General features: G+C 48.8%; 21 protein-coding genes. 12 read left to right on the top strand and 9 right to left on the bottom strand.

All coding sequences use genetic code 11. The annotated features are described in order from the left end of the window. Positions 1-2: 2 nt before the first annotated feature. Both ACJA3I_RS08365 and ACJA3I_RS08360 read left to right on the top strand, forming a co-directional pair. Positions 3-941: an ATP-binding cassette domain-containing protein gene (locus ACJA3I_RS08365; protein WP_458862153.1), complete on the top strand. Its 939-nt coding sequence runs from the start codon at positions 3-5 to the stop codon at positions 939-941. A gap of 137 nt (positions 942-1,078) precedes the next feature. Beyond that, a complete protein-coding gene (locus ACJA3I_RS08360) occupies positions 1,079-1,504 on the top strand; it encodes a hypothetical protein (RefSeq protein WP_458862152.1) in 426 nt (141 codons plus the stop codon). Between the two features lie 227 nt (positions 1,505-1,731). Here ACJA3I_RS08360 and ACJA3I_RS08355 read toward each other — a convergent pair whose 3' ends face one another. Both ACJA3I_RS08355 and ACJA3I_RS08350 read right to left on the bottom strand, forming a co-directional pair. Then, on the bottom strand, positions 1,732-2,181 hold the full coding sequence (locus ACJA3I_RS08355; protein WP_458862151.1) for a zf-HC2 domain-containing protein: 450 nt from the start codon (positions 2,179-2,181) through the stop codon (positions 1,732-1,734). Further along, entirely contained in the window at positions 2,181-2,654 is a 474-nt protein-coding gene (locus tag ACJA3I_RS08350; protein WP_458862150.1) for an RNA polymerase sigma factor, read from the bottom strand. Before ACJA3I_RS08350 ends, ACJA3I_RS08355 begins: the two co-directional genes overlap by 1 nt. Positions 2,655-3,060: 406 nt before the next feature. On the opposite strand from ACJA3I_RS08350, the gene ACJA3I_RS08345 reads away from it, so the two are divergent. From ACJA3I_RS08345 to ACJA3I_RS08320, 6 genes are all read left to right on the top strand, one after another. Continuing rightward, positions 3,061-5,877 carry an ATP-binding protein gene (locus ACJA3I_RS08345; RefSeq protein WP_458862149.1) on the top strand — a complete coding sequence of 939 codons (2,817 nt, stop codon included), beginning with the start codon at positions 3,061-3,063 and terminating at the stop codon, positions 5,875-5,877. Positions 5,878-6,275: 398 nt separating this feature from the next. Continuing rightward, on the top strand, positions 6,276-7,220 hold the full coding sequence (locus ACJA3I_RS08340; protein WP_458862148.1) for a 3-hydroxyacyl-CoA dehydrogenase: 945 nt from the start codon (positions 6,276-6,278) through the stop codon (positions 7,218-7,220). 226 nt (positions 7,221-7,446) lie between these two features. Beyond that, positions 7,447-7,659: a FeoA family protein gene (locus ACJA3I_RS08335; protein ID WP_458862147.1), complete on the top strand. Its 213-nt coding sequence runs from the start codon at positions 7,447-7,449 to the stop codon at positions 7,657-7,659. A gap of 124 nt (positions 7,660-7,783) precedes the next feature. Next, on the top strand, positions 7,784-8,005 hold the full coding sequence (locus ACJA3I_RS08330; RefSeq protein ID WP_458862146.1) for a FeoA family protein: 222 nt from the start codon (positions 7,784-7,786) through the stop codon (positions 8,003-8,005). 78 nt (positions 8,006-8,083) lie between these two features. Then, complete coding sequence (gene feoB, locus ACJA3I_RS08325) at positions 8,084-10,582, top strand: ferrous iron transporter B (RefSeq protein ID WP_458862145.1); 2,499 nt, start codon at positions 8,084-8,086, stop codon at positions 10,580-10,582. A 30-nt stretch (positions 10,583-10,612) separates the two neighbouring features. After that, complete coding sequence (locus ACJA3I_RS08320) at positions 10,613-10,786, top strand: FeoB-associated Cys-rich membrane protein (RefSeq protein WP_458862144.1); 174 nt, start codon at positions 10,613-10,615, stop codon at positions 10,784-10,786. A 241-nt stretch (positions 10,787-11,027) separates the two neighbouring features. Here ACJA3I_RS08320 and ACJA3I_RS08315 read toward each other — a convergent pair whose 3' ends face one another. Continuing rightward, complete coding sequence (locus ACJA3I_RS08315) at positions 11,028-12,011, bottom strand: helix-turn-helix domain-containing protein (RefSeq protein ID WP_458862143.1); 984 nt, start codon at positions 12,009-12,011, stop codon at positions 11,028-11,030. Between the two features lie 443 nt (positions 12,012-12,454). Between ACJA3I_RS08315 and ACJA3I_RS08310 the strand changes: the two genes are divergently transcribed. Both ACJA3I_RS08310 and ACJA3I_RS08305 read left to right on the top strand, forming a co-directional pair. Beyond that, on the top strand, positions 12,455-13,207 hold the full coding sequence (locus ACJA3I_RS08310) for a hypothetical protein (RefSeq protein WP_458862142.1): 753 nt from the start codon (positions 12,455-12,457) through the stop codon (positions 13,205-13,207). Positions 13,208-13,279: 72 nt separating this feature from the next. Further along, positions 13,280-13,558, top strand: coding sequence for a hypothetical protein (locus ACJA3I_RS08305; protein ID WP_458862141.1), 279 nt, complete (start codon positions 13,280-13,282; stop codon positions 13,556-13,558). A 52-nt stretch (positions 13,559-13,610) separates the two neighbouring features. On the opposite strand, the gene ACJA3I_RS08300 is transcribed toward ACJA3I_RS08305, so the two are convergent. After that, positions 13,611-14,444, bottom strand: coding sequence for a GGDEF domain-containing protein (locus ACJA3I_RS08300; protein WP_458862140.1), 834 nt, complete (start codon positions 14,442-14,444; stop codon positions 13,611-13,613). A 256-nt stretch (positions 14,445-14,700) separates the two neighbouring features. Further along, entirely contained in the window at positions 14,701-15,876 is a 1,176-nt protein-coding gene (locus ACJA3I_RS08295; RefSeq protein ID WP_458862139.1) for a GH25 family lysozyme, read from the bottom strand. A 651-nt stretch (positions 15,877-16,527) separates the two neighbouring features. Between ACJA3I_RS08295 and ACJA3I_RS08290 the strand changes: the two genes are divergently transcribed. Further along, the gene (locus ACJA3I_RS08290; RefSeq protein ID WP_458862138.1) at positions 16,528-18,120 is read left to right on the top strand and encodes a hypothetical protein; all 1,593 of its coding nucleotides are present in this window, start codon (positions 16,528-16,530) and stop codon (positions 18,118-18,120) included. A 178-nt stretch (positions 18,121-18,298) separates the two neighbouring features. On the opposite strand, the gene ACJA3I_RS08285 is transcribed toward ACJA3I_RS08290, so the two are convergent. Both ACJA3I_RS08285 and ACJA3I_RS08280 read right to left on the bottom strand, forming a co-directional pair. Beyond that, a complete protein-coding gene (locus tag ACJA3I_RS08285) occupies positions 18,299-18,700 on the bottom strand; it encodes a DUF6076 domain-containing protein (protein ID WP_458862137.1) in 402 nt (133 codons plus the stop codon). A gap of 145 nt (positions 18,701-18,845) precedes the next feature. Continuing rightward, the gene (locus tag ACJA3I_RS08280) at positions 18,846-21,041 is read right to left on the bottom strand and encodes an S-layer homology domain-containing protein (protein WP_458862136.1); all 2,196 of its coding nucleotides are present in this window, start codon (positions 21,039-21,041) and stop codon (positions 18,846-18,848) included. Between the two features lie 263 nt (positions 21,042-21,304). Between ACJA3I_RS08280 and ACJA3I_RS08275 the strand changes: the two genes are divergently transcribed. Beyond that, a complete protein-coding gene (locus tag ACJA3I_RS08275) occupies positions 21,305-22,714 on the top strand; it encodes a tyrosine-type recombinase/integrase (protein ID WP_458862135.1) in 1,410 nt (469 codons plus the stop codon). Between the two features lie 404 nt (positions 22,715-23,118). Here ACJA3I_RS08275 and ACJA3I_RS08270 read toward each other — a convergent pair whose 3' ends face one another. Both ACJA3I_RS08270 and ACJA3I_RS08265 read right to left on the bottom strand, forming a co-directional pair. Then, positions 23,119-23,589 (bottom strand): uracil-DNA glycosylase family protein, encoded by a 471-nt coding sequence (locus ACJA3I_RS08270; protein ID WP_458862134.1) that lies wholly within the window; start codon positions 23,587-23,589, stop codon positions 23,119-23,121. Beyond that, positions 23,589-23,840, bottom strand: a complete 252-nt coding sequence (locus ACJA3I_RS08265; protein ID WP_458862133.1) for a hypothetical protein — start codon at positions 23,838-23,840, stop codon at positions 23,589-23,591. Before ACJA3I_RS08265 ends, ACJA3I_RS08270 begins: the two co-directional genes overlap by 1 nt. Positions 23,841-23,869: the final 29 nt, after the last annotated feature.

The following is a 23,869-nucleotide window of genomic DNA, read 5'->3' as shown; positions in this document are numbered from 1 at the left end:
GCATGGAAGAAAGAGAAAAGCTGATAGAAGTAAAAGATGTTCAGATATCCTTCGGATCGGGCAGAAAGAAATTTGTTGCGGTCGACCATGTTAATTTTGATATCTATAAAGGGGAAACCTTTTCTTTGGTGGGCGAATCCGGTTCGGGCAAAACCACCATTGGCAGAGCCATTCTCAGAATCAACCCCACTTCGGCGGGCGAGATTTTGCTGAAAGGCCAGAAAATTAACGGTAAAATTCCGAAAGCATTGGATAAAGAAGTCATCCGCACCTGCCAGATGATCTTTCAGGATCCCATGGCATCGCTGAATGAACGCGCGAAAGTTGATTATATCGTTTCAGAAGGCCTGATCAACCATCACCTTTATAAAGATGACGCCGAGCGCGAGCAGAAAGTGCAGACGGTTTTGCGTGAAGTTGGTTTGCTGCCCGAATTTGCTTCCCGTTTTCCGCATGAATTTTCCGGCGGCCAGCGTCAGCGCATCGGCATTGCCCGCGCGCTGATCATGGAACCCGAATTCATCGTGGCAGACGAGCCGATTTCGGCGCTGGATGTTTCGATTCGTGCGCAGGTTTTGAATTTGTTGAACAACTTGAAAAAATCGAGAGGTTTAACCTATTTGTTCATCGCGCATGACCTGTCGGTGGTTCGCTTTATTTCCGATCGCATTGCGGTTATTCGCAAAGGCAGAATCGTGGAATTGGCGGAAGCAGAGGAATTGTTCCATCATCCGCTGCATCCTTATACAAAGGCGCTGCTTTCGGCTGTGCCCCAGCCCGACCCCGAAGTGGAAAAGAAGAAAAAGCTGATTGTTTACGATCCTTCCGTGCACGATTATTCCGTGGATCAACCCGTATGGGTAGAGATCACCCCCGGACATTATATTTACGGAAATCAAAAAGAATTAGAGCAATACCGCAAAGAAATTGCAATGGTATAACCAATCAAACAATAAAAGGCCGGAATTTCCGGCCTTTTATTGCACTAATTTGAAAATGACAGTATAATTTTATATAAACCAGAGAGAAGCAGGCCGCGGGGAAAACCCTGCGCCATCGGATAAGGAGCGACCCAGCCATGATGAACTTTGCCAAACGGTTTGATAAGAACCTTGTAAAGCCGATCCTTTATAAATGCGTTTCAAAATTTTTCATAGGTCTGACTTTGATTTTGCTTTGGAACCGCTTCATCAACACGAACCACTATTATTCGGTCGTGGAATTCGCCTTTTTTATTTTGGGGATGTTCTTTGTTGTTTTTGCGTGGATCTCTTATTTGAAAATGGATGGCGTCAAGATCCATGGCTTGGAAATCTTCAAAGAGAATAAGACGAAAAGCGAAAAAGCCATGTGGAGAATGCATGATATGGTGGATTTTGTGGAGGAACCGGCGGTCTCTTTCGACCATCTCTCGGATGAAGAGCAAAAAAAGGCCGCGTTCTTTTCAAACTGCATCACCGCGCTGCTGTTTTTGGTGCCTTCTTTTTGGGCAATGATGTGGTAACATATTAAAAATGAGCCTGATTTTTGAAAAAGATCAAAACGCGTGGATCGTTTTGTCTTTTGGATGAAAGAGAACAATCTGCCGAAGCAGCCTTTTGTGAAAGGCTTTATTGAAATAAAAAAGTAACAGCCCCGATCTTTCGAGAGAAAGGCGCCCTCAAGCCAACATCGTCACGGAAACTGACTTTGAGGGGCGCCTTTCAATGGGAAGATCAGGGCTGTTTTCAGTTATTTTGAAAGTTTGGATTTTCGCCGGCTGAAAGAAAGATAAGCGCGGGTGAAAAGCAAACCCATGCCAAAAAGAAAGGCCAGAAAGGCGAAGAGCCATGCCAAAGGGATAAAGCCGAAGGGTTCCACCAAGGTGCCATCGGCGGCCACATAACTGCCGATCGCTGTATAGGCAATGATACAGGCCGCAGAGGCCAGACCCGAAATAATCAAAGCACCTTTGAAAAACGCTGCGACTTTGCTTTTTCTCCAAACCTTGGCAGTCTTGGCAATCAATTCTGCTTCTTCGATGTTTTTTTCTTTGAAATCAACGCTGTATTTTTCTAATTCGGCGCGGCAGGCCGGGCAGTTTTTTAAGTGGTCTTCCACCAGTTGGCGGCTTTCTTCACTGCAAACGCCATCATGATAGAGCGGAAGCAGATCACGGATAATTTCACAGGAAAGATCCATTATAACATCTCCTTAACTTTGATTCGGCCGCGGTGATAGGTAACACGCGCCCAGTTTTCGGTTTTCCCAAACAATTGGCCGATACGCGCAAAGGAAAGTTCGCCGAAAATGCGCAGCATCAGCACTTCTTTATAAGGCTCGGCAAGCAGGTGTATTGCGCTTTGCAACTCGAAATCGGTTTCATTTTCCAAATAATTCCGTTCGGGTTCTTGGGGGGCAATTTGTTCCGGCATATCGGTTTCTGAAAGAAGGCGTTTTTTGTGCTTTGTCCAGGAAAAATAAGTGTTTTTCGCGATCTGGCAAAGCCAAACATAAACGCGGCATTCCCCTTTGAAGCGGTCAATGGTTTTCAGCGCCTTGAAAAAGGTTTCCTGCGTCAGCTCTTCGGCTTCGCTTTCGCTGCGGCAGAGCGAAAGGGCATATCGATAGACATCTGTAAAATATTGAGCATAGAGCGCTTCAAAATCAGTCACTTTCTCACCTCGCTTTCCCCTATAAGACTTCCTTGCGGCTATTTCGTTACAGAAAATTTCAAAAAATATTTATTCGTGTGAAATGTTTCAAAAAAGGAATTATTTTTCAGCTCCGTTGCATTCATTTGCTGAAAAGTATATACTGATCATAACATAAAAATTCCATCAGTGATCTATTGAAAAGCAAGAAAATGAAAATAAATGCAGTAGATTTCTTTGATGAAAAAGAAATAGAGAAGCTCTGCTTACGCAGGGCTGTTTTTGGGATTTTCAGAACTTAACAGGCATTCTTGTTATAGAAATGTGCGCGAAAACCGCCGTTCAGGCAATGCAAAGAAAGCGGCAAAACAAAGACATTTGAAAAATGTAAAAACCATTCTTCCAACGAATGAGAGGGAGAAACCATATGAAAAACAATAAAAGTAAAATCGGCGTGCTTTTTATTTGTATTTTACTTCTGCTGAACGATCTTTGCGTTCCGGCCGCCGCTTTGGAAACACCGCCCGAAACGGTAAAAATCGGTTACTATTATGACAGCGATTATTTTTACCGCGATGAGCACGGGAATTATTGCGGCTATGATGCCGAATATTTTTATGAGATTTCAAAATACACCAATTGGGAATATCAATATATTGATTTCGACAGTTTTGAAGAAGCCTATGCCGCTCTCGAAAAAGGGGAGATCGATATTCTGCCCTCGCTTTTTTATACACAGGAACGGGCCGAGCATTTATTGCTTTCGGCCTATGACATGGGCAATATTTATGTCACCATCGTTGTAGCCCCGGAAAACACGAAAATCGCTTATGGCGATCTTTCGGCGCTGGAAGGAAAAAAGGTGGGCATTCTTTCGGATTCAGTGGATGGGGAGCAATATCGCAGCTGGGCCAAAGAGCACGATCTTCATACGGATATCATTCCGATGGCTTCTATTGAAAGCCTGCTTTCGGCCTTGGATCATCAGGAGCTGGACGCGGTTGCCATTTCTTATCTGGGCGCTAGCAGCGTTTATCGCATTGTGGATGAGTTTTCGCCCATGAAAATGTATTTTGGCATGCCGAAGGATCATACGCGGCTGATGAAACAGCTGAATGAAGCTTTGGGCGAAATCACCATTCAGACCCCGGATTTTTTCAATGGATTATATAGCAGATATTATCTTGCCAATCAAAAGCAGACGCCTGTTTTCACGATCGATGAAAAGCGGTATATCCGTTCGGCGGGGCCCCTGACAGTGGCTCTCGATCAAAATAATCCGCCCTTTTCTTATCAGGAAAAAGATGGTTCGATCCATGGGGCGGTGGTGGATTATTTTGAGCATATCGCCAAGCTTTCGGGGCTGAAATTCACTTTTTTGGGCTGCGCAAATAACCGGGAAACGGTTGAAGCGGTGAAGAACGGAAAGGCCCATATCGCAGGGAATATCGTATATGACGCGATCGAAGCATCCACAGATCATATTCTTTTAACCAACCCTTATCTGCAAACGGCCATTACTCAAGTGGCGCGGCGGGGAACGAAAGAAACAGGCCGGGCGGCGATCCCTTCAAATTTGCTGGAAGTTTATCACAGTGAAGATGCCGCAGAACAACTGACGCTCAAATCGTTTGATAATGCGCGGGAAGCCATGCAGGCTTTAACCAAAGGGAATGTGAACAGCGCAATTTTAAACACATATTCTGCAAATTATTATATGAACAACAACAGGGCCGACCGCTATAATGTGACAACGCTGAACGGTATGGCCTATCAGGCAGCGGCGGGGATTTCTTTTTCGGCAGACCGTCGGTTATATTCTGTGCTCAATCGCTGCATTCGTTATTCCAATACCACCACGCTCAGCGAACTGATCATCAAACATTCACAAGCCGACACTTCTTCGGTTCAAACAACGCTTAACCGGATTCCGCAATATTGGCTGGTTGCTTTTGCCGCCCTGATGCTTTATTTTGTGGTCATTCTGGTGGTGTTTATAGCGGTTTTGAAACGCCGACAAAGAGAAAAAGACGCTGTTGCGGCGCAAAAACTATTGATTTCTGAAAAAGAGATGCATCTTTCGGCGGTGGAAAAAGCGGCCGAAGAGAAAAACAGCTTTTTTTCAAATATCAGCCACGATATGCGAACGCCCCTGAACGCCGTTTTGGGTTTCACGCGTCTTGCCAAAGCAGAGGGTATTTCAGAACGGCAGCGTTTGGAATATCTGAATAAAATTCAATCATCGGGCGAAGTGCTGTTAGATTTGATCAACGATACCTTAACAATTTCAAAAGCCAACAGCGGAAAACTGGAATTGCGCCGCGAGCCGATTTCCAGTGAAGAGCTGATCGAGACCATCTCGGCGCTGATCGGCACGAGCGCCGCGGAAAAAGAGATCACCGTGTCGCTGAACAAAGCGCATTATCATCCCCGCCTGATCATGGCCGATCAGCTTGTGCTGCAAAAGATTTTTTTAAATATTCTAAATAACGCGGTGAAGTATACCCCGCAGGGGGGCCATATCTGGGTGGACATAAACGATGTGAAGCAGCTGCGGCAGGGCGAAGCGGCGACGGAAATCGTGATTCGCGATAATGGCATCGGGATGTCGCCGGAATATCTGCCGCACCTTTTTGAACCGTTTTCTCAAGAAAAACAGCAAGGTTATGAAGCGATCGGAACAGGTCTGGGGCTTTCTATCGTGAAACAGCTGATAGATTTGATGGGCGGCAGCATCACCGTGAGCAGCCGGCTGGGCCAAGGAACCGAGTTCGTTTTACGGCTGCATTTTGAAGATGCAGAACTGCCGCCGAAAGCAGAAGCGGCCCCTAAACCTCACGGAGAAGATATTTTGAAAGGGAAAAGAGTGCTTCTTTGTGAAGATAATCACCTGAATCGCGAGATCGCGTCAACCCTGCTTTCATCACAGGGGATGCAGGTAGATGCTGCCGAAAACGGAAAAATCGGTGTGGAAAAATTTGCTTCTTCGGCGGTGGGCAGCTATGATATCATCCTGATGGATATTCAGATGCCCTTGATGAACGGATATCAGGCGGCAGAAGCCATCCGCGGGCTTTTGCGCCCCGATGCAGAAAAAGTTCCCATCGTCGCGCTGACAGCCAACGCTTTTGAAGACGATATCCGTAAAGCGATGGAGGCGGGCATGAATGCCCATCTCGCAAAGCCCATCGAACCCGAAAGGCTGTTTCTTGTGATCGCGAAGATGTTATCGGCAGAGCAATAGAAACATCGTTGCCGCAAAGCGAAATCATTTGCTGCGGGCGGCTGTCATGCCGAAGCGGCGGGGCAGCTGCCGCGGTAAAAATATTTTTCGAAAAATCGACGGAGAATTTGCAGAACCAGTTGAAATTGTTTCTGGAAAAGATTATAATAGACAAAAAATTAACGAACTTGCGCGAGAATGCCGCGGCAAAAAAAGATGCTTGCCGGGGCATATCAAGCCGGCAATCACTTGAGGGATCGCGCCGAAAAAACTTTTGGTTGCTGCCGATAGAATGAAGCTGAAAGGGCAAGAATCACTCTTTTGGCAAAGGCGATGAACAACCCGCATTGATTCGGCGGGAATGATTTATGAACCAAACAGAATCAAGAAGTTTGGTCGAAAGATGAAAGGAGCTTCCTATGAAAAATATTGTTGTTGCCGGCGGCGGCGTTTTGGGCAGCCAGATCGCGTTTCAAACCGCTTATTGCGGGTTTAATGTGACCATTTGGCTTCGCAGCGAAGGAAGTATCACGCGCGCGCAGCCAAAGCTCGATCATTTGAAACAGGTCTATATTGATACGATCCATTTAATGGACACGCCGGAAGGGAAGACCCCCGCCAACTGGGCGCGAGGAATTGCCGAATATGAAGAATTTGACCCCGAAAAATGTTTGGAAGCCGTGGGAAAAGCCTATTCCGGCCTGAAGCTGGAGCTGGATTTGGGAAAAGCCGTTGCAGACGCAGATCTGATCATTGAATCAATGGCAGAAAATAAAGAAGAAAAAATCGAGTTTTATAAAAAACTCGCGCCTCTGATGCCGGAGAAAACCGTTCTGGTCACTAATTCTTCTACTTTGCTGCCTTCAAAATTTGCCAAGTATACCGGCAGGGCGGAAAAATACCTTTCTTTGCATTTTGCCAATTCCATTTGGAAAAACAACACGGCTGAGATCATGGCCCAGCCCCAAACAGAAAGCCGCTATTTTGATGAGGTTTCACAGTTCGCAAAAGAAATCCGCATGATCCCGCTGCCTGTGCGTAAGGAAAAATCGGGCTATCTGCTCAATTCTATGCTGGTGCCGCTGCTGTTTTCGGGCATGGATCTTTATGTAAACGGTGTTTCTGATCCCGAGAGCATCGACAAAGCGTGGACTCTGGGCACAGGCGCACCGAAAGGCCCGTTCCAAATCTTAGATACCGTCGGGCTGCAAACAGCGCATAATATCGTTATGATGTATGTCAAAGTGCCTTCCTTCCTGGCGCCTTATAATTTCAAGGGCATGGAGAAAATGCTGAAGAAATATATTGATGAAGGCAAACTGGGCATGTCCTCAGGCGAAGGCTTTTATCAATACAATAAATAGTCGATTATTTTAAAAGGGGATGAATTTGAAATTCATCCCCTTTTTATTTTTCCTGAAACAGAAGATTTTTAAAGGAATCGCGGTTGGTAAACAGAGATGCCGCTGAAAAAAGCTTGACAAAGAAGCGAGCAGATGTTACGATAATGCACAGTTAGCAAATGCTAACTAAATTTTTGATCATGCAGTTAGCCAATGCTAATTCAATTCAAATCAAAAAGGAGCGATTATGATGCCGTTGACACTTGCAGCGATCGGAGAAGAAAACACGATAAAAAAGGTGGGCGGAAACCCGGAAGTGAAAAAGCATCTTGAAAATCTGGGTTTTGTCTGCGGCGGAAATGTAACGGTCATCACCGCAATGGGCGGGAATGTGATCGTGAATGTGAAAGAGGCAAGGGTGGCCATCAGCAAAGAAATGGCGCAAAAAATCATCATATAAATGCAGCGAGGCGGATGAAATCATCATGCCGCGCCCGATATTAGCTCGATTGCGATGAAAAGTTCCTGCGGTCTGCCGGGGCGGCAAAGCGAAGGAACATCAGAAGAAAACAGGAGGAAACAGCATGAAAACACTGAAAGAAGCGAAGATCGGTGAGCAGCTGACGGTCGTCAGGCTGCATGGGCAGGGGGCTGTCAAGCGCAGGATCATGGATATGGGCATCACGAAGGGAGTCGGCATTCAAATCAGAAAGGTGGCGCCGCTTGGCGACCCCATTGAAATAAATGTTCGAGGTTACGAACTATCACTGCGCAAAGCCGATGCGGAAATGATCGAGGTGGAATAAACAAAGAACCGGGGCGGAAGCCCCTTATTTCAGGGGAAACAGTTAGCATATGCTAATTAAGAAAAGGGAGGAAAAATCATGAACATACGAATTGCCCTGGCGGGCAACCCCAACAGCGGTAAAACCACATTATTTAATGCGCTCACCGGCGCAAATCAATTTGTTGGCAACTGGCCGGGCGTTACCGTTGAAAAGAAAGAAGGAAAACTGAAAAAACATGAAGGGGTCACGGTGACGGATCTGCCCGGCATCTATTCTTTATCGCCTTATACCCTGGAAGAAGTGGTGGCGCGCAATTATTTGATCGGTGAGCGGCCGGATGTGATTTTAAATATCGTGGATGGCACCAACCTTGAGCGCAACTTATATTTGACCACACAGCTGACGGAGCTGGGGCTCCCCGTGGTGATGGCCGTCAACATGATGGATGTGGTAAAGAAAAACGGCGATCAAATCAAAATGGAGGAGCTTTCGCGGGCCTTGGGCGTGAGGGTGGTTGAAATTTCGGCGCTGAAAGGCACGGGCGTTATGGAAGCCGCAGAAGCGGCCATTCAGGCGGCAAAGGAAGCGATCACTGTTCCGCAGCATACTTTTTCGGGGGCGGTGGAGCACGCCATTGCCCATATCGAAGAAGCGGCGGTGCATCATATGCCCGAAGAACAGCAGCGATGGTATGCCATCAAGATTTTTGAACGCGATGATAAAGTGCTGTCACAGCTGAAGCTTTCAAACGAGGTCAGGGCGCATCTGGAAGAAGATATCGAAGCCGCCGAAAAAGAAATGGATGACGACGCGGAATCTATCATTACCAATGAGAGATATCTTTATATTTCTTCCATAATCAAAGGCTGCTGTCAAAAAAAGCATGCGGGCAAATTTTCAAGCTCGGATAAAATTGACAGGGTGGTGACCAACCGCTGGCTGGGGCTGCCGATTTTTGCGGCGATCATGTTCCTTGTTTACTGGGTGGCCATGGGGCCTTTTGGCACGATGCTGACGGATTGGGCCAACGACGGTGTGTTTGGTGACGGCTGGCATCTGCTTGGCATCGGCAATTCCGCTTATGAAGCGGCCGCTGAAAATGGCCATACCGATTCGATTATTATGGCGTTTGCCGGGCAGTATGCCGGCGCAGAAACGGCTCAGGCTTTAGAAAAAGATTCTGAACATTACAGCGAAGAAGCGGCAAAAAAAGCCCTTGAGGAACTGGTGGCGGCAACACCCGCCGAAGCGAAAGTCACTTATGAAGTGGTGGATGAGGAAACCCTCAAAACAACGGCATATCCCGATATCACAAAGGCGTCTTTGGAAAAAGCCGCGAAGGCCTATCTGAGCACCGATGATAAGGCGGGGTATGGAGCGCCGGAAGCTTCGGAATATGGAATTTGGGTGCCGGGAATTCCGGTGTTGATCAGCAAAGGCTTAGAAGCCGCGGGAACGGCCCCTTGGCTTTCGGGCCTGATCAATAATGGCATTGTGGCCGGTGTCGGCGCTGTGCTTGGCTTTGTTCCGCAAATGTTGGTTTTGTTTTTCCTGCTGGCGTTTTTAGAGGCCTGCGGATATATGGCGCGCATCGCCTTTGTATTGGATCGCATTTTCAGAAAATTCGGGCTTTCGGGCAAATCGTTTATTCCCATGCTGGTGGGAACGGGGTGCGGCGTGCCCGGCGTGATGGCTTCGAGAACCATTGAAAACGAGCGTGACCGCCGCATGACGATCATGACCACCACATTTATTCCCTGCGGAGCCAAAATTCCGTTTATTGCGATGATCGCGGGGGCGCTGTTCGGCGGTTCAGCTTTGGTTTCAACTTCCGCTTATTTTATTGGAATGGCGGCCATCGTGATCTCGGGCATCATCCTGAAAAAAACGACGATGTTTTCCGGCGAACCCGCGCCATTTGTGATGGAGCTGCCGGCATATCATCTGCCCACCTTTATGAACCTGCTTCGCAGCATGTGGGAACGCGGCTGGTCGTTCATCAAAAAGGCGGGAACCATCATTTTGCTTTCCACCATTGTTGTGTGGTTTGCCACTTATTTTGGCGTTGTGGATGGTTCACTGCGCATGCTGAGCGAAGAAGAACTTTCCCGTTCGATCCTTGCTTCCATAGGCAATGGCATTGCCTTTCTCTTTACACCGCTGGGGTGGGGGAAATGGGAAGCGGCGGTTGCTTCCATCACCGGGCTGGTGGCAAAAGAAAATATTGTTGGAACCATGGGCGTTTTATATGGGGCTTCCGGCAATGTTTATGCGGCGCTCGCCGGCGCGTTTACGGCTGTCAGCGGTTTTTCGTTTCTTGTTTTCAATTTATTATGCGCGCCCTGCTTCGCGGCCATTGGGGCGATCAAACGCGAAATGAACAGCGCCCGTTGGACTTGGTTCGCCATTGCCTATCAATGCGGTTTTGCCTATGCAATCGCGCTGATGATCAACCAATTCGGCGGGCTGTTCACCGGAAACGCCAACATGCCGGGCCTGATTTCGGCGTTCGTTGTGCTTTTCGCAATGCTTTTCATGCTGTTTAAGCCATATCGGCAGCCTGAACAGCTGAAAAGGGTGGTTTTATCAAAATAACAAATTTCAACATTGATTGGAGGAATCAATATGTTTGCATGGTTTAGCGCGAATATCGGAACGATTCTTATTGCTTTTGCCCTCGCGGCGGTGGTGTTGCTGATCCTTTTAAAAATCCGCAGAGATCAGAAAAACGGCAAGTCTTCTTGCGGCGGGAATTGCGGGCATTGCCCCATGGGCGGTTCCTGCCACCACGGTTCATAAAAAAAGCAGCGGAAAAAGGATGAACAGGGCACATCAACGGCGATGCTGCTGTTGCGCGGCGAGAAACAGAAATTCGGCGGCCTGCGGGCTGCGGTTCTGCATTGCGCATGAAAAAGCTTGAAATTTTGCCCATCAAACAGATATCCGCAGGCCACATGGCCTGCGGATATCTTTCTGTAGGGCGATTGCCGGTATCTGAGATTCTGCGATTTTTGTGAAAAGCGCTGCCGGCTTGATCCTTTCAATTTTTCTCCTGTTTGCGAAAAGCCGAACAGGCTCCGCTGACGGCGCCGAAGAGCACACCTGCCACCGGCCAGATGATCCAGCTTCGCTGCCAATCGTTCGTAATGAAGCTGTATGCCAGATATGCCGCGGTGACCAATGGCCAATAAACGGCGGCGACCCGCTGGGTGAGGTGATTATTCTTGTTGGCTCTTGAATAATCGCCCTGCTGAAGCAGCCGGTCATAGCTGCCCATATGCACACCGGCCAGCACGAACAACACCACCGCGATGCTGACGGCCAGCAGCAAAACGCAGAGCATGGCAATGATGAACAGATCGGGCAGTTCCAGCGATGCGGCAACCAGCAGGGGCAAAACGCCCAGAATGCACAGCACGGTGGCGATGATACGATAGCGCACGGCGGTGGGTTCGAAGCGGGCTTTTTTCTCGGCGGCAAGACCTTCTACGCCATAGGCAGTTTCAAAAACTTCCGTCTCCATATATTCAAATGGTTTGGCGCGGGCGCCGCAGATGAGAAAAATCGCCACCGCGGCGGCAACGAGCAGCAGCAAAACGCAGATGCCGATGCCCGCCGCAGCACCTTCTGTGAGGGCAAAATTGGGCTGCTCACTCAGCGCGGCAAGCAATATCAGGCATATCGGGGAAAGAACACACAAAAATGTCGCCCATGCCATCGGCCGGGCGTTGGTTTCGCTGACGGCGAGAAAACGGTTGGCCTCTTCCATCGAAACTGTGCGTGTGGCGGCAGAAGAAGGCTCTTCACCGGCGCTGTCTGCCGCGGTCTGCTCATCTTTTAAAAGATAATCGGTGGAAACGCCGAACAGGCGGCTCATTTGCAGAATGCGCTCGAGATCCGGCACAGACTGCGCGCCCTCCCATTTGGATACTGCCTGCCGCGATACATTCAGCTTGGCCGCAAGCTCTTCCTGCGACCAGCCGCTTTTCTTTCTGAGATCGATGATTTTATCCGCAAGGATCATATCAAAACTCCTTCTTCGGGAACACATGACAGCGTTCAAAGAGGTTCCCGATCAATTTATACTGTCATCATACCGAATTTTGCCGTTGCGCGCCACCAAACAGAGCTGATAATCTGTCAACCGGCGGTTGCGAAAAAGAAAAAACCTGCTTTTTGCAGGCGGTTTGCTATTTTATTGGGATGCTGTCAGCCGATAGGTCTTGGGTTTCGACAAGCGTTTTTTGTGAAAATAAATAGAAAACCGGTAGGGGAGAAATTCAAAACAAGGGCCGCTCAAATTTTCAAGCGGCTGAAAACAGCCCAAGCACAAAATGTGTGACCGAATATTTTTGTGCCGCCGGCAGAAAAGGGTGGCACGGAGAGCACCCCGTGTGCATAAGATATGGCAGAGAAGGCATCGGCAAGATGCTTCTTGAAATCTTGGGTGAAAGGTGAAAATGAGATATGTGTGAAACAGCAATTTTACAGGCGCCGACATGCGCAGGCGGGCTGAACCCTAACTGCGCCGAAAGTTGTGCCGTCTTTACAGATCCCGCAAAAAGAGCAGCGTTTGGTTATGAGGCAGAATCGGCCGTTTGTGAATGCCATGATATTTGCGTTGAAGATGTGAGAGATATTGCCGCGAAAGACAGAACACTGTTTCAGTGTGTGCCTTGCAATGTTGACGGAAGAGCGGGCTGCCGCGGAGGATTCCTGCCCGATGGCGTTCCGGTGGTGCAGAGTTGGCGGGTGATGTGCGCAGAGGAAAGTTTGAGCCCCTCTACCGGTTGTGACCGCATCAATAACGAAATCGAATTCGAAGTGGTATTGCGCTATGGCGGCACACTTGTTGTTGTGACCCCCAGAGATAACTTCAGCATTATGTGGCATGAATTTGCCAAATTCCCCAGCGGAACTTTCTATCCGAACACCTATGAAGGCAAAAACCAGTTCAGATCAGAGCTGACCCTTATTGATGGTTCCTGCAAGGTGATCATCGTTGAATCGGTAAGCGTGGCAACCGAAGGAAACGATTGTGTTTTGCAGATCGAATATAAAGTGATCGATAAGCTTTGGAAGCATGAAAACCTGCTGGTTTCGGCAATCAAACCTTACCCCGCCGTTGGGAACACAGAAAACATCACTGTCTCCCAGGAATTCAATGCGGGCCATTCCGTCGGCGCATGCCTTGGCGAATCCCGCTGCACAGGGCAATAACTCCATTCTTTTTCGGGGGATGCTTCAAAAGCATCCCTTACATAACAAAATCGGCACAGAGGAGAGATCATAATGGGCTTTGAGCCGGAAAACACCAATGACCGGGGGCAACTACCCGATACACAGAGAAAAAATATTCTTGAGGAAATGAACGCTTTAAATCGGCTTATGCAGAGTTCTTCCGGCAATATCTATAAAGTGTCTTCTGCTTGGGAAAATCATCAGATCCCCCAGAGCGATAAAAATATTGCACTGCAGCTGAAAGAAATAACGGGCCGGCTTGAAAACATAGATGCCTCTCTGGCCGCGATCAATGCCGCGCTGGCGAAAATCTTTCTTAAGCCGGAATAATCTTTCGGTTTAAGCGCGGGGACAAGCCATGACGGCAGGTTCGCGGCAGCCGTTAGATCGCAACGGCATTTTTGGTTTTTTTGGCTTCATAAAGCTTTTTATCAGAAATCTTGAGGAGATCTCCATCATATTGGGAGGCATAAGCGCCGCCGATGGAAATGGTGATGCGCAGATCGGGATAATTGGGGATCGGGGAAGATTCCACTTTTTTTCGAATCATTTCTAATTTTGAAAAAAACTTTTCCTGCTGCATCCCCTGAAAGGCAATGACGAATTCATCGCCGCCAAGGCGAATTACGGCATCCGCAGACCGAACATTTTCCATTAAGATATTTGCCAAAGTTTTAAGAGCCGCATCGCCGCCTTCATGGCCGAAGGTGTCGTTTACGGTTTTGAAGTTATCGATGTCCAGCGATGCAATGGCCGTAATATTTTGAAGCCCTACAAGCTGTTCGTCGAAATAGCGCCGGTTATAGCTTCCTGTCAGTGAATCCGTATAGATTTTAGCATTGTATGCGTTCAGTTTATCGATAAAATCATCTTTGCCGTATGCACCGAAAAGAGTTTTATCATCGATCAGCTTTACCAGTTCAAGAATATAGGGAATATCATCCAAAAGCACATAGCGAACCATTACAAAGCAAACTTTCCCATTGAAAAATTCAAATTTCGTCAGTTCGCCCTTGATCGCGTAAGCTTTGGCAGAAATGCAGTTTTCACATCTGCGTTTCTTGTTCCATACGGCGAAGCATTGATAGGGTTCTTCAGAGAGCATGCCGTTTTCGGCAACCGAGACGACCACTGTTCGGGTAACATCCACAAGGCGGACAATATCAAAAGTTTTTTTGAAGACTTCCATTTCTTTATAAATTGTCTGTGCTTTCATTTTATTTCTTCCTCTCTGAGCAAAACATCCGGCGCGGCGAGAATGTTTTGCTGCTTTTAATATTTTACCGTCATAAAGAAATTCTATCATCTCGTTATGCAATAAAGCAAGTTATAGAACTGATATTGAATTGAAGCAGGGAAGAACTATAGATTGACAGGAAGAAAACGCAGCAAAAAACCGCCGAGCCATGCCGGCGGTTTTTGATAGCGGGAATAAAACAGCAAGAAAGGGGAGGGGGAAAGTGAACGGGTTGTCAGCTGTATTTTATCACAAAACGGTCGATGATCGCCGCCGCCTGGGCGCGGGTCATTCCGCCGCATGGATCGAGAGTAAGAGTGGTGTTCCCCAGCAAAATTTTTTCGGCATAGGCCCATTCGACGGCATCTATGGCCCAGGGCGCCACCTCGGCGGCATCTTTAAAACCGCTGATGGAATCTGCCGCATCAACATGATATCCTCTTGCGGCGGCATAGCGGTATAAAAACACGATGGCTTCCTGGCGCGTGGCGGGGGCAAGCGGATCGAACAGATCGTTTCCATAACCTTTTGCGATGCCTTGAGAAGAGGCCCAAATGACGCTGTCGGCATACCATGCGTTTTGCGCCGTATCCCTGAAGGGAGATGCTTCCTTGACAGGTGGTTTGCCATCCAGACGATACAAAATTTCCACAAGCATTGCGCGCTCTGCATATTCAAATGGCGCAAATTGCGTTTGGCTTATCCCAAGCATCAGATTTTTGTGGTATACGGCGGAAACATCCCCATAAAACCAATCGGATTTGCTGACATCAATGAACGGAAGATCGTCGCCGGAACTTCCGCCAAGAAGAACGGCGGCGGTAAACCGGTCTAAATCCACATTGCCGGATATTCCGTCAATGCGGCCGCCATCCGTATATTGAAAGCCGGACCAGCTTTGCCAGTTCCCAATAGTGGCAGGGCTTGACACGCCATATTCGGCGACCCAAAGCGGATATTTGGTCAATGCATCGCTCCACAGGTGGGCGGCACGGTATGCATCGGTATAGAAAAGAGGAAGACAATCGACCGCGTTTTGCAATGTTTCTGCAAAGGCGGCGGCAATATTGTTGATTTCAGAAGCGCCCAGACCGCTGAAAGTTTCATAATCAATGGCCGGGCGGCAATCGTAGGAATAGTTGCTGATGAGCGCCGCAAAAAAAGCGGCCTGCGATTTTGATTCTTCAACAGTCGTTGCGGTCACGCTGAAGTAGAATCCAACTTTCAGCCCGCTTGCTTTCGCATTAACGGCATTTGCTTTAAATTGGCTATCAGTAGAAAAACCGTTCCCCGCGCGAATATACACAATGTCAATGCCGCTTTCGCGAACTTTATTAAAATTGATTGTTCCTTGAAAATTGCTGACATCGATGCCTTGATATTGCGGCAAAGCTGCGCCGGCAGCACACATCGGAAGCAGCGACGCCGTTAGCAGCAAGGCAAACAGAAAAGCTAGTACTCGACGAATAAAAATCACCTTCTTAGTTTAACCGCTATTCCAATATATGCTTTTTCCGTTTGAGCTGGCACAGGGTCAGCGTGGATTATATTCTCGGCAGGAGGGACAGAAAAAAGTGAATCGGCAATGAGTACGGCGGGCCTTTTTGAAAGACTCGCCGTTTCCTTTGCGCCATCGTGAGCAGCTTTGCGGCGTCCTCAATTGTGGGAACGAAAAATACGACAAGGCAATTCTTATCGGCAAATCAATATTGGCTGCGATCATGATACCGTATTGGAGGCGCTGCGGCAATCGACACCTTTTGATTCCGAAACAGGGGAAAAGGGATAATTTTCCTATTCTTCTGTTGCAATTATTTGTCAAAAAGTATACAATAAAATAAATTGTACCAATTGATACTGCAAGGTATGATCTTGACTACTGATTCAAGCGAATATAAACTTGCATCCTTCATTGACGAGCAGCGGGTGAGCCGTTTGTATGAGAAGTTTATTTTGGAATACTACATCAAGCAATATCCGACGATATGCGCTTGCCTCTTATTTGATATAATTTGAACTTTAGTAAAAATCGAATATTAAAATTCGAGGAGGAGGAAAACTCATGGCAGCAAATCACGATATACATACATTTGCCGTAAAGTGGTTTGATATATTCCGCAACACAAAAACCGCAAATCACGAAGTCGAAAAATCAACTTTTGCCGATGAGTGCTTCTCTCTTGGCTTTGAGATGGATTGCGGGAAGGCGTTTGAGGCAGCATACCCAGATAGCAAAGCATTCAATGATTATCGTGAACTCGATGACATTGATAACATCCCGCTTCTCGGTTCTGCCATTTTTTCCAAATGGCGTTATTTCACACATTGGGCGGGGCCAGGCGAGGATATCCTTTCTTTTGAAAACAGGGCGTGGTTTATCACTGCGCTCAGTAGGCTTGAACGCCTTTCAGCCGACACAGAAGCAACGCCTTTTCTGTTCGCCGGTAGTGCCAAGAAAGTAAAAATTATATCAAATAATATTTGCTACGGCCCTTGCCCTGCGCCGGATGATGAAGTTGAGCAACATCTTTCTATCACGGCTGATGGCAGAGTATTCTTTTCTGCATATACCTACGGGGATGGGATGAAGCATCACAAAAGCCGCACGAAGAACTTCAAAATTGCTCCCGACAGGGCATCCTATATCGTGAAAATAATCGCTGATTACTTCTCAGATGACTATGCTGTGGCAATGGCAACTGATGTCGGCGACTGGGAAATGACTCTGACAAACGAAGAGGGTGTCCCATACCGTTTCCGAGGCTCGCTATGTTCCGGCTGCTATAAGGAGCTGGATGATTGCTCTGATATCATTCGTTTTAACCTTGATATGCCGGAGCTGCTCGTTTTTGATGGATGTGCTGATTCTGACAGAATAGAAAAGGTATCCATCAACTACCACCGCATGACAAAAATCAAGCCCGGTGTGATTCCTGAAGGAGCAACATGGGAGTATGCCACTTGGGATTATAGTGAGCATCTCATAATTGACAGAAAGGCAGAAACACTGGAGTATATCCAGAATATCGGCAGCGGTTGTCAGGTTTCTCGTAAATACTGTGTTGAGGACGGCATCTCGTCGCTGTTGGATGACTTTGATGCTGAAGACTTCTTTGCTCATACAGAGGGCAATTCTTCCGATGTTGTCAGCAATCCTCTCGAAACAAAAGACTATAGGATTACCGTTGACTATCTGTACGGAGAGAAAAGGGTACTGACCGGCACTTTTGATAAAAACGGTTTGCCAGATGACTTCTCCGATTTCGCGGAAGCTGTATTTAACTTTATGCAGTTTTACGGCATGGGCGAAATGCTCAATCCATCAGTTCACGATAAGGCGTTGCGCAAACAATCCGATTTCATCTTCTGTAATGTGCAGTTCGATGAGTATGGGCAGACCTACTGTTATTTGACTGACGATGATACGCTTGAAGTCGGTGACCGTGTTGTTGTTCCTGTTGGAAAAAACAACTATGAATCCGTCGCGAAAATTGAGAGTATTGAATACCACCCAGTCGAAGAAGCACCATTCCCGATTGAAAAGACTAAGAAAATCATCAGAAGAGCCGAAGACGAAGAGGGCGATGTAGATGACTCGGCAGTTTTTTCCGAAGATGCTGTGGTTATGGTAAGCGAGCCGCTCGCCGGCCGGTAGTTGATATTCTCACTGATGTGACAAAGGATAATTTCTCAAAATATAAATTGGCAAAAGCTTTTATAAAATGGTCACATGACAATGGCAAAGAATAAACCAATCAATTACCCATTATGTTTACAAAGAGACAGCGAGGAGGCCGGGGCAGTGCGCCCTCGGCCTCCTCACATTTGTCCTGCTATTTTTTCTTCTGCCGGTTTGGGAACGCGCCCTCCATCCATGCGGTCAGCGCCTCCGGCGTCAGCGCGCCGTTCAGGCACGCGTCCTGCTTGACCACCGCTTGATACTTCCACCGCTTGAAATCCTCCGCCCGAATCTGCCTGACCTGTACGCGGGCAAAGTATCGCTTGTAGTATTTGCGGTAGATTGCCGCCGCCGGATTGTCCGCATTCTTCGCGGCGTAGTTTTCCTGCGCCGCCAGATCTCGGCACATCTGCGTCTTGACTTCGGCAATATGATGCAATTCTTGCATTTGCGGAAACACATGTCCGACCACCCCGGCGCAAGGTATAATAGCCGCTGCATAGCTATTATACCCGTCATATCGGCAGCGAATGCCGACTGACATCGCAAGCGCCATTCGTCTTGCCCCTTGCATGGCAATCGGCGAAGAATGTGCATATACCACGAATTGATTCGCAATTCATGGCATTATAGCAATTCTTCTACAATTTCCTATTGAATTTTGCAGGGCAAGTATACAAAGACCGTTCATGCTTCCTGATTTACGATTGTGCAGCGCGTTGGTTTGCAGCTGAACAACTGCGTAGAATGGGGTTGGTGCCGCTCTGATCCCACACGGACAAGAAGTCCCAGCCGCAGCTTTTATAAAAGGCTTGTTTTTGCGCTGCGGATTGGTTTGTTAAATCGACACTGGCCGTAACGGAGCCGTCGTTCCACTGAGCAAAGGCAATCGCGTTTTCACCGCCCAGTGCCTTTGCGCCAATCGCATAGCAGTTGGACAGCCGCCCTGCAAGACGGCCAACGATGCCCCCCGTGTGCAGGCTGCCGCCGCTGCCGCAGGAGGCTGCGTTCGCCCAGCAGTCGGTGATACTGCCGTCTTCATAACAGGCGCCGGCGATACCGCCGATGTTAGGCAGGGCGCTGTTGGCAATGGAAATCGTGGGTTTGGCCCAGCTGGTGGCTATCTTCCCATACTTAATATGGCCCGCAATGCCGCCGCAGTCACTCTGAAGGCCTGCCCCCTTTGAGGCAATGGTCGCTGTGGACCAGCAGTTTTCTACAATATCGGCGCTGGGCTTGCCGGTGGGAGGGGTGGTACCCAAATAGGTTAGGATTCCAATCAGGCCACCTGCATTGGTATGGGAGCCGCCTTGCACCGAAACCGAACCATCTGCGCCGCAGCCCGACAGCTTACTGCCAATGATACTTGAGCCAAAGGGCAGACAGGCGCTGCTGCCGATCAGTCCGCCGACATAGGCGTTATTCTGTCCGGTGGGAAGGGTAACCTGTATCTTTCCTAAAGCAAGGCAGTTTTGCATACGGCAAGGCCTTGCGCTGCCGATCAGCCCGCCAACATTTAAAACAGCCTCCGAAGTGCCCTCATAGCGGATGTTCATATTCATCCGCGAGGTGCAGTTATCAAACTGCCTGTCACAATAAGCGGCAAAGCCGCCAAAGTAAAGATTTTTATTTTCCGCGTTCTGAAGGGCGGCCGCCTTGACGGCTAAATCCATAGTCCCGGCTACGGTCAAATTGGAACATTTGCCTGCCCACCCAAGAAACAGACCGGCTCCCGAATTGAGATAGCTGCTGTTTGTCATATTGTAGGTAATCGTGTGTCCTCCGCCATCCAAGTTGGCGCGGACAAAATTCCCGCTGGTGCGATCCAGCGGTTCCTGAAGGCCGCCAAGATTTAAGTCTGTGGCCAACTTAAAATAGATCTGCGCCGAGAGGCTGTCGTTAAATTCGGTCAGCAATCGCAGCTGCTCGGCTGTGCTGATCATATAAGGATATGCCGCTCGCCCAAATCCCGCCGTAAAGCGAGCGTCCGGAAGCGACCTGGTGGAAAGCACCCATCTGGCAGAAGCCCCCACAGAGCAATTACCTTTCACCTTCCAAGTCGGCTCATTTTGCGAAACACTGTGTACCGTAACCGATGCTTTTACATCAGCATTCGGATTTGAGAAAGTGACGCCGCCGTCAGCGTTTACCATGGGATAGGCAATCGTGCTTTGATATTTCGTCGTATTTTCCACTTTATCCAGGATGATCGTGACATCGGAACAAGTGATGAGAACACTTTCGCCAGCGGTAAGATGATAGGTTCCCGGCTTGGACACATAGAGATCAAACATATTGTTCAGTACGGTCATAACCTCGGCGCGGGTGATGCTCTGCTTAGGGTGCAGATTACCATCGCTCATTCCATGCACAAATCCGCTATGCAGCATTTCAAAAATGCGTCCGGTGAAAAAGTCCGACACTTGGTCAAAGTCAGAGACATGATTTATGTATGCGTCATACCGTGTGTCGGACTCGATTCCCACTGAGAACGCCTTGGCAATCATGTAGAATGCCTCCTCGCGGGGAAGGGGAGCGTCCGGCTCTATCATATCATCCGTGTTGAGCGCTACACCATATTGATTCATGGTCGTCAGGCTGTCGTAGCACCAAGAGGATTTTGGCAAATCGGGGTATGAAAAGCCCTCTATCGGCTTAGCTCCCCAGATACGATAGAGTATCGAAGCCAGTTGGCCGCGGGTGACCTTGTCGTTTGGACGAAAGCTACCGTCGGGATAGCCATTAAGAATGCCGGACTCGGACCATCGCTCAATGGTGGCTTGCGCCCAGTGCCCCTTTATGTCCGAATACTGCGCTGCGCTGGCTGTTGTTGGCAGCAGCGCAGTGGTCAGGCAGATACACAGCGCAGCCGCAAGGAATCTAAGCTTTTTGGACATGAATTTTCTCCCTCTTTCTTTTTTTATTAGCATTATTTTTCCCTATATCAACAGGGTAACTTTTCTATTACTTGCTATACCATGTATTTTCGCAGCCGCCCCAAAGAATATGACTCCTATTTGTGAATCCACTGCTTTTAGTATAATGCCAACTTCATCCATTTGCAACAAAGTGTCGAAGCATCGTGGGCGGTTCAAATGCTGAGCCGAAAGACAAAGAATAAAATCATGCGGGAAGTGAATGCACATGGCGAAACGACGGCATGGTCCGCAGGCGCAAGGACGGGCGCTGGGAGGGCCGCATCGTGATGGGCCACAAGAAAAACGGCTACCCCAAAACCAAAAACGTCCTCGCAAAAACAAAAACGGAGTGTCTGGAAAAGCTCCAGACGCTCCGTGATAGCTGCGGCGGATTGAAGTCCGAACGGCTGCGCGCCGAGATGCCCTTCGGGGACTGGCTGGAATACTGGTACGAGAATTACTCCAAGCCGAAGCTCCGCCCCACCACGCAGATCAATTATGAGAACTGCATCCGCGCCCACATCATCCCGGAGATCGGGAAGATTCCGCTGAACAAGCTGACGCAGAACGACCTGCAGCAGTTCTACGCGCGGCTCAAAAAGACGGGCCGCATGCGTCTCACCGAGCTGTACGGCGACGGCCTGTCCGACCGGATGGTGCGAATGTGCCACGCCGTGTCCCGCACGGCGCTGGAGCGGGCGATGCACGACGGCCTCATCCGCGCGAATCCCGCCGTCGGCTGCAAGCTGCCGCCCAAGAAAGCGCGGGAGGACAGGGAGGAGCTGCAGCGGTTTCTCATCCAGGCCGAGGCGGAGGGCTACTACGAGCTGTTTCTCCTGGACCTTTCCACCGGCCTGCGGCGCGGCGAGCTGATGGCGCTCCGGTGGGACGATCTGGATTTCAAGACCGGCGAGCTGAACATCGACAAGCAGATCTACGACATAAACGGGCAGATTCAGCTCAGCACGCCGAAAACAAAAGCCTCCATCCGCAAGCTGGTGCTGCCGCCGGCGGTGGTCGCGGTGCTGAGAGACTACAAAGAGATCGTGCACTCCCGCTGGATGTTTCCCTCGCCGGTGAAGGACGACTGCCCCATGACGCCCGGCTCGGTGCGCAAGCGGCTCCAACTCATTCTGGAGCATGCCGGGTGCAGGCACGTGCGCTTTCACGACCTGCGCCGCCACACCTTCGCAACGCTCTCGCTGCAGCACGGCATGGATGTGAAGACGCTCTCGGCCATGCTGGGTCACGTGTCGGCCGCCACCACGCTGGACATCTACACCCATATTACCGACGACATGCGCCAGGCGGCCGCGGCCAACATCGACCGCGGCATCGTCAAGGCTGGGCCGAAGAAAAAGAATGGCGCGTCAGCGCCCTCCGCGCCGCCGGAGCCTCCGCGCATGACCGACTTCAAGCCCTACCGCGGCCGCATGCGCAGGCCCGGCACCGGTTGTGTCAGCGAGCTCAACGACCACCTGTTCGAGGGCCGCTACTCGCCCGTCTGGCCCGACGGCAAGAAGCACGCGAGAAATGTGTACGCCCACACGAGGGAGGAGTGCGAGGAAAAGCTGAAGGAGTTGATCGTACAGATGAAGAAAGAGATCGCGAAGGAGAAGAAGAAAAGCGCCCCAGCCAACTCCAAAAAATAAGCAAAGGCACGGAAGCAGAGTCATCACTCCATTTCCGTGCCTTTCGTCTGTTGTAGGCTTTTGAGTTTTCGGGTTTGCGCGTCACTGGGTTCAGTGCGCCCCAGGTGGTACGGCCCTTTGCATCGCGCTTCCGCTGCTCCTTTTTGGAGAGCTTTTCATAGGGGATGAATTTTTCCATCGGTAAGCTCCTTTCATGAGGCTCGTGCCTGATGATAGCAGACCGACGGCGCGCTGTCAAATAGTGATGCGCGGATTTTTAATGTGCGTGTGTCAACGCGTTTGGCTTCAGAAATGGCTAAAGAAGCCGTATTAGAAGCGGAGCGGCATCAGTTAAATAGAATGTATAAACATAATGCGAAACTAAAATATATGTTCTTAGACCACCAGGTTATTCGAAAGGTCTGTTATAAGTATGTGGTAGATCCATTCAAATTCACCATTTCACAGAGCCTTTGCAGCATGAGGACTTCCGCCTCATTTCCCTTAGCCCCCATAAACGATCGCCTGTGAACATTAAGTTGTCGCATAGAGGGGTGTTCAATGGCTACACAGCAGCATTTTTCCTGAGTCAAATGTATATTTGGAATTATTCCACAGTCCGGATTACGCAGAGCCTCATAGTGAAGCCATGTTTTAAGTTCTTTTGGATATGTCTGTGCGAGCATCTCAGATGCATATTTCCCCAGTGTAATAATCCCGCGCGGTGAAATGACTTCTATTTGGTGTTGCAGGAAAGTCCTATTGCGCTTCACAAATTCTTTGTCATGATACCCCGGATATTTCCCAACTGAAGTAGCTGTCCTTCTTAGACCCATAAAAACATTACTAAAAAAGCATGATTTCAAATCTATACCGGCCTCATGAAACAAAATCATTATATTCTTCCATGTTGGCATGATAAATCAGATGAAATTCCGGCAAGCATATTATTATAGTTTGCGATCGTGGAAAAATCCTGACCCAATACCAATATGCTTTTTTCGGCAGTGCTGCCGCAATATACCCCTGATCCTCCCGGGAAGAAAGCTGTTCCCGAAACCTGTGAACCGGTAGGTGCAATCAGCTCAGGATAAGGTTCAACAATCTTCAAATCTCTGCGTAGGATATCAGATATGTTCTCTTTCACGGTTATTTCCTTTTCACTGTGAGTTACAA

Origin of the sequence: Acidaminobacterium chupaoyuni (genome assembly GCF_047936785.1) — a bacterium.
In the GTDB taxonomy this organism is placed as follows: Bacteria; Bacillota; Clostridia; order Oscillospirales; family Butyricicoccaceae; genus Acidaminobacterium; species Acidaminobacterium chupaoyuni.
This window is presented reverse-complemented; position numbering and strand designations above follow the sequence as displayed.

Bases quoted from the DNA above. Each gene is read 5' to 3' on its own strand.
- ACJA3I_RS08365 (WP_458862153.1), top strand. From the start codon at position 3: ATGGAAGAAAGAGAAAAGCTGATAGAAGTAAAAGATGTTCAGATATCC.
- ACJA3I_RS08360 (WP_458862152.1), top strand. From the start codon at position 1,079: ATGATGAACTTTGCCAAACGGTTTGATAAGAACCTTGTAAAGCCGATC.
- ACJA3I_RS08355 (WP_458862151.1), bottom strand. From the start codon at position 2,181: ATGGATCTTTCCTGTGAAATTATCCGTGATCTGCTTCCGCTCTATCAT.
- ACJA3I_RS08345 (WP_458862149.1), top strand. From the start codon at position 3,061: ATGAAAAACAATAAAAGTAAAATCGGCGTGCTTTTTATTTGTATTTTA.
- ACJA3I_RS08340 (WP_458862148.1), top strand. From the start codon at position 6,276: ATGAAAAATATTGTTGTTGCCGGCGGCGGCGTTTTGGGCAGCCAGATC.
- ACJA3I_RS08335 (WP_458862147.1), top strand. From the start codon at position 7,447: ATGATGCCGTTGACACTTGCAGCGATCGGAGAAGAAAACACGATAAAA.
- ACJA3I_RS08330 (WP_458862146.1), top strand. From the start codon at position 7,784: ATGAAAACACTGAAAGAAGCGAAGATCGGTGAGCAGCTGACGGTCGTC.
- feoB (WP_458862145.1), top strand. From the start codon at position 8,084: ATGAACATACGAATTGCCCTGGCGGGCAACCCCAACAGCGGTAAAACC.
- ACJA3I_RS08320 (WP_458862144.1), top strand. From the start codon at position 10,613: ATGTTTGCATGGTTTAGCGCGAATATCGGAACGATTCTTATTGCTTTT.
- ACJA3I_RS08315 (WP_458862143.1), bottom strand. From the start codon at position 12,011: ATGATCCTTGCGGATAAAATCATCGATCTCAGAAAGAAAAGCGGCTGG.
- ACJA3I_RS08310 (WP_458862142.1), top strand. From the start codon at position 12,455: ATGTGTGAAACAGCAATTTTACAGGCGCCGACATGCGCAGGCGGGCTG.
- ACJA3I_RS08305 (WP_458862141.1), top strand. From the start codon at position 13,280: ATGGGCTTTGAGCCGGAAAACACCAATGACCGGGGGCAACTACCCGAT.
- ACJA3I_RS08300 (WP_458862140.1), bottom strand. From the start codon at position 14,444: ATGAAAGCACAGACAATTTATAAAGAAATGGAAGTCTTCAAAAAAACT.
- ACJA3I_RS08295 (WP_458862139.1), bottom strand. From the start codon at position 15,876: ATGTGTGCTGCCGGCGCAGCTTTGCCGCAATATCAAGGCATCGATGTC.
- ACJA3I_RS08290 (WP_458862138.1), top strand. From the start codon at position 16,528: ATGGCAGCAAATCACGATATACATACATTTGCCGTAAAGTGGTTTGAT.
- ACJA3I_RS08285 (WP_458862137.1), bottom strand. From the start codon at position 18,700: ATGGCGCTTGCGATGTCAGTCGGCATTCGCTGCCGATATGACGGGTAT.
- ACJA3I_RS08280 (WP_458862136.1), bottom strand. From the start codon at position 21,041: ATGTCCAAAAAGCTTAGATTCCTTGCGGCTGCGCTGTGTATCTGCCTG.
- ACJA3I_RS08275 (WP_458862135.1), top strand. From the start codon at position 21,305: ATGGTCCGCAGGCGCAAGGACGGGCGCTGGGAGGGCCGCATCGTGATG.
- ACJA3I_RS08270 (WP_458862134.1), bottom strand. From the start codon at position 23,589: ATGATTTTGTTTCATGAGGCCGGTATAGATTTGAAATCATGCTTTTTT.